Raw genomic sequence first — 5,560 nt, forward strand, 5'->3', positions numbered from 1 at the left:
GGCCAGGCCGCGTCCTGCAGCACCGCCCAGCTGGCCGGGCCGTCGCCAGCGTTGACCCGCCGCGCCAGCTCGCCGATGCCGGAAGCCGCGCCAAAGCGGTGGCTATGCGTCAGCAGCGCCACGCAGTCGGTGAGCTTGCCGCCGGCGCCCGGCGTGGCCGCCAGGGTTTCCCCGCAGCTCGCGCGCAGCCAGTCCAGCGTTTCCGGCCGGTAATGGATGTCCGCGCATAGATCGCCCAGCACCGCGCCGGCGTCCACCGAGGCCAGTTGATCGCGATCGCCGAGCAGGATCAGACGCGCCTGCGACGGCAGCGCCTCCACCGTGCGTGCCATCAGCGACAGATCTATCATCGATGCCTCGTCCACCACCAACACATCCAATGGCAATGGGTTGCCCGGATGATGACGCGGCGCGGCGGCGCCCGGACGCAGGCCCAGCAGGCGGTGCAGGGTCTGCGCCTGTTGCGGCAGCTGGCGCAGCGCCGCCTCATCGACGGCCAAGCGCTCGCGTGCGCCGCGCACCGATTCCGCCAGCCGCGCCGCCGCCTTGCCGGTGGGCGCGGCCATCGCCATCACCAGCGGCCGCGGCGACAGGCCGGCGAGCAAGGCCAGCAACTTGACCACGGTGGTGGTCTTGCCGGTGCCCGGGCCGCCGGAAATCACCATCAGCCGTTGGCGCGCGGCCAAGGCAGCTGCCAGCTTCTGCCGGTCCGGCGCCGCGCCGTCCTCAGCCGCGCCGAACAACGCGTCCAGCATCCGACGCAGACTCTCCGCGTCCGGCGCCGGTCCCGGCTCGGCCAGGACGCTCAGCCGCGCGGCCAGCCGCGCCTCGTCGAACCAATGGCGGGCGAAGTACAAACGGCCGGCCTCATCCAGGATCAGCGGCGCGTAAGCGCCGGGCGGGCCAACCAAGGCGCTGGCCCGCAGCGCCTTGCGTTCCGGCCGCTGCGCCAGCGGCAGGCAGACATGGCCGGCCTGATTGGCGCTGGCCAGTTCGTGGATCAGCGCCAGCGCGGCATCGTCGACATCGGGATCGAGACGGGAGAACAGGCGCGCCAGTTCGGCGGGCAGCAGGGCTTGCTGGACAGACATCGATTGGGATCCGAATGCTTTGCGCTCCGCGGCGCGGAGCGGGAATGGGACGCCTCAGCGCAATTTGCCGCTATCTTGCAGCTGCTGAATCGCCTTGTCCAATTGCGGCAATAGCTGGCGGTATTGCGGGTGCAGCCGCAGCATCACCGGCACGCTGCCGACGCTTTCCCCCGGCACGCAGGGCGGCGCCTCCGGCGAGTGGCTCAGCAAGGTGTCCAGCTGACGCTGGCTCAAGACAATGGCCTGCATGCGGCCCTGGCGCAGCCCCCCCAGCAAGTCGTACTCGCTGGCGGCCTCCATCCGCTTGAGCTGGCCGCTGGCAAAGCCCGGTTCCAGCGCCGGGTAGACACGCCCTTGCAGCACGCCCACGCTCAAACCGCTGAGGCCGGCCGGCAGCGCGCCCTTGCGGCGCTTGCCGGCGGCAAAGCACAACCGCAGCGCCTGAACGTCTATGGGCTTGGTGTAGAAGCCGGCCACCGGCGACAACGCGCGCCAGGATGGATTGACGCCCACTTCCACATCCACCTTGGCCACCTCGAACAATTGCTGCAAGCGCGAGGACGGGTAATATTCCAGCTCGAAGCGGATGCCGCTGAGCCGGCCTATCTGCTCCAGCGCCGCGCGGTATTGGCCGGCCAGCACGCCGTCCTGAGCGCTGAACAAGGGACCGAAGCTGTCGTTGGCCACGCCGGCGCGCAGGGTCAGCCCGGCAGCCAGGGCCGGAGCCGCCAGCAGCAACGCGAGCAGCCCGGCCGCAACCTCAGCCCAGCCTGGCTTCCAGCGCATCGCAAATGGTTTTGAGGATCTTGATGCGGGCATAGTATTTATTGTTGGCTTCCACCAGCGTCCAGGGCACCTTGCTGGTGCTGGTACGGTCCACCATATCGCTGACCGCCAGCTTGTAGGCATCCCATTTGTCGCGGTTGCGCCAGTCCTCCTCGGTGATCTTGAAGCGCTTGAAGCCGGTTTCCTCGCGGCCCTTGAAACGCGCCATCTGCTCGTCCTTGCTGATGGCCAGCCAGAACTTGACGATGACGGCGCCGTTTTCGCTGAGCTGATGCTCGAAGTCGTTGATCTCGTAATAAGCGCGCATCCAGTCCGCCTCTTTGGCGAAGCCCTCCACCCGCTCCACCAGCACCCGGCCATACCAGGTGCGGTCGAAAATGGTGATGCCGCCCTTGCCCGGTACATGGCGCCAGAAACGCCACAACCAGGGCTTGGCCTTTTCTTCCTGCGTCGGCGCGGCAATGGGCACCACCCGGTAACGACGCGCATCCAGCGCCTGGGTGATGCGGCGGATGCTGCCGCCCTTTCCGGCGGCGTCGTTGCCTTCGAAGGCCAGCACCAGCGAGTGCTGGGCGAAGCGCGGATGCCGGGTCAGCCGGTGCAGCCGGCCTTGCAGTTTCTCCAGCTCGGCCTTGTAACTCGCCTTGTCCATGGCCTGGTCCAGCTGCAGGGTGTCCAGCAACAGCTTGTTGTCTATCGGCGCCAGCAGCGGTGGCGCGTCTATCAGCTCGGCCTGCGAACCCTGAGCTTGCGCCAGGCGGTTGCGAATGGCGTTGAGCAGAGTGTTGCCCACGGTCAGACTGCGGTAATTGGCGTCCTCGCCGTCCACCACCACCCAAGGCGCGGCGGCGGTATTGGTCAGCCGCAGGATGTGCTCGGCGGATTTGCGGATCTTGTCATAGCGCTCGTAGTGTTCCCAGTCGGTCTTGGTCACGCGCCAACTGCTGGCCGGGTCTTTTTCCATCTGCTTGAGCCGCTTGTGCTGCTGTTCACGGGTCAGGTGGAACCAGAATTTCAGCACCAGCGCGCCGTCCATGGTCAGCATGCGCTCAAAACGCAGAATGTCGAAAATCTGCCGGTCCAGCGCGTCGCGGTCGCTGCGGGCGAATACCCGATCGAACAAGGCGTCGGAATAATAAGAGCCGAAGAACATGCCGATGCGGCCCTTGGTCGGCAGTTGCATCCAGTAGCGCCACATCCAGGGCCGGGCGCGGGCATCGTCGTTGGCCTCGGCGAAGGCGACGGTGTCTATCAGCCGCGGGTCCAGCCATTCATTGATCAGATTCATGGTTTCGCCGCGGCCGGCGCCGTCGAAACCGTGGATCAGGATCAGCACTGGAAAGTCGGCTTTTTCCTTCAGGTCGTATTGCAGGTCCAGCAAGGCCTCGCGCAATTTTGGCATGGCTTCGCGGAAAGTCTTTTTGTCTATGCTGTGGCCGATTTCGGCGGATTCGAACATGATGCGTCCTTGTTATTGTCGGCTCGCCCCGGCGCTACTCTCCCCTTAGAACCTGTTTACGATCTGCTCCGCGTCGGCGGGATAGATAGAAATGGGCGTTGAAACCGAGCTCAAAATGCTCATGCACCACCTGTGTATTCCGCTTTTTCGCTCGTTTTCGCCTTGTCTCGCCTTCGCTCGCGAGATCGTAAACACGTTCTTACCGGGTGCGTTCCACTTCAGATAATTCAGCTTAGTCGGATACCCCTGGCTCGCGCACTCCGCATTCCTACGCATGCCCGCCGGCAAACCAATGGTCCAGCGCGTCCAGTAGCGCCGGCGCCGGCTGGTCGCGCCAGATGCCGCAGCCATCGGCGCCGATGCCCCGCAGATAGAGATAGCGCACGCCACCGAAGCGGGCGGCGAAATCGATGCCGCGCGCGCTGAAATAGCGGCGCAGCGCCACGCTATAGATCAGGTACTGCAGATAATAATGCTCCTGCGCTATCGACTCCGCCAAGCGCTCCGCCCGGTAATCCTCGTGCTGGCCGCCCAGATGGTTGGATTTGTAGTCCACCAGGTAGATAAACCCGTCCGCCTCGAACACCAAGTCCATGAAGCCCTTGAGGAAGCCGCGCACGGTGGCGAAGTCCAACTGCGCCGCCGCCGCGCGCAAGGGCGCGGCCAGGCCGTGCTCCGGCGCGGACAGGATGGCGGCCAGCCGTGCCACTTCCAGCTTGGGCGCCGGTAGCATGAACTCCATCTCCACCAGCCGCTTGCCGTCCGGCACCGCCGCCAGCGTCACGCCCGGATCCAGTTCCGCGTTCAGCGTCGCCGCCACCATCTCATAACCGGCCTCGGCCCATTCCGGCGCGAAGCCGTGCTTGGCCAGCGCCAGTTCCACCGCTTGGCGCAGCCCGGCCGCGTCGACGCCAAAGCTGATGGTTTCGAAAATCTCGTGCAGGCAGGTACCCGCCTTGGCGCCGCGTGGAAAGCCGAAGCGATCCAGCGCCGGCGGCTCTTGCGGCGCCGGCGCCGAAGGCTGGCGCGCATCGTGGTCCGGACTTTCCTGCCACTTGCCGGCCGCCTGCGCATGGGTCAGCGAGGTGAAGCTGGCCACTCGCCACGGCGCGGCCAGCCGCCGCGCGAAAACCTGCGCCCGGTAGTCCTGCCCGCCGGCGCGCGGCGCGGCCAGCGATGACCGCTCCACAGCACCTTCCAGCACCGCGCAGGCGGCGCCGGCCTCGGCATTGGCCGCGGCGACGAAGCCGTCCAGCTGACGCCTGACCACGCCGGCGTCCAGTTCCAGCTGTTCCAGCTGCGGCAGCGCGCTCGCGTCGCGGCCATGCAGCAACCAGGACAGCGCCGCGGTTTCCATGCCGCGCACCCAGCCCCAGCACAGGTATTGGCGATATTGCGCCCGGGTCAGCGCCACATAGAGCAGGCGCAGTTTTTCCGCCAGCAGCTCGCTGCGCGCCGCCAGCCTGACGTCGGCGTCGGCGGCGACGTCCGGCGCCAGCCAGGATTGCTCCTCGGCGTGGTAACGCCAGAAGGCGGTGTCGCGCCGCTCCAGCGCGCCGCCCCATAGAAAGGGGCAGAAGGCCACCGGGTATTGCAGGCCCTTGGCGGTATGGATGGTGACGATCTTGACCAGGGCCGCGTCGCTCTCCAGCCGCAGCACCGCTTCTTCGCCGCCCGGCGGCTGCGCCACCCGCGCTTCCAGCCAGGCCAGCAGCGGCGCCATGCCTTGCCGGCTGTCGCTTTCCTGCTGCAGCAATTCAGCCAGATGCGATAGATTGGTCAGCCGTCGCTCGCCGTCCGGCAGCGGCAGCAGGCGCTCGGCCACTCGCTCGCGCGCGAAGAAATGCCGCCACGCCGCCATGAAGCCGCGTTCGCGCCATAACAGATGATCGGCGGCATTGGCCTGCAACTGCGCTTCCCAGCGTGTCTCGTCCTCGACCCTGAACAGCAGTTCGCCGGCATCGACGCCAGCGAGTTCGGTCACCAGTGCCGCGCGCAAGCGCGCCTCGCTGGCCGGTTCCGCCCAGGCGCGCAGCAAGGCCAGCAACTCGCCGGCCTCCCGGCTGGCGAACACGCTCTCCTGGGTCAGCGCTACGCTGGCCACGCCGCGCTCGGCCAACGCCTGCCTCACCCTATCCCCCTGGCGATGGGTGGACACCAGCACCGCGATGTCGCCGCCGGCCAGCGGCCGCCGCGTCTCGCCACCGACGATGGCGGCGCGGCC

At 67.2% G+C, this 5,560-nt stretch carries 4 protein-coding genes; all 4 read right to left on the reverse strand.

From position 1 onward, the window contains the following. Positions 1–1,091 (reverse strand): AAA family ATPase (locus tag LQT98_RS18245; RefSeq protein WP_231464121.1); only part of this gene is annotated, 1,091 nt, incomplete at its 3' end. Between the two features lie 54 nt (positions 1,092–1,145). Beyond that, positions 1,146–1,877: a type 2 periplasmic-binding domain-containing protein gene (locus LQT98_RS18250; RefSeq protein WP_048409468.1), complete on the reverse strand. Its 732-nt coding sequence runs from the start codon at positions 1,875–1,877 to the stop codon at positions 1,146–1,148. Further along, positions 1,852–3,336 (reverse strand): polyphosphate:AMP phosphotransferase, encoded by a 1,485-nt coding sequence (gene pap / locus LQT98_RS18255; protein ID WP_048409467.1) that lies wholly within the window; start codon positions 3,334–3,336, stop codon positions 1,852–1,854. Before pap ends, LQT98_RS18250 begins: the two co-directional genes overlap by 26 nt. Positions 3,337–3,604: 268 nt before the next feature. Further along, positions 3,605–5,560 (reverse strand): 3'-5' exonuclease (locus LQT98_RS18260; protein WP_231464123.1); only part of this gene is annotated, 1,956 nt, incomplete at its 5' end.

Source organism: Chromobacterium aquaticum (assembly GCF_021129195.1).
Taxonomy (GTDB): Bacteria; Pseudomonadota; Gammaproteobacteria; order Burkholderiales; family Chromobacteriaceae; genus Chromobacterium; species Chromobacterium aquaticum.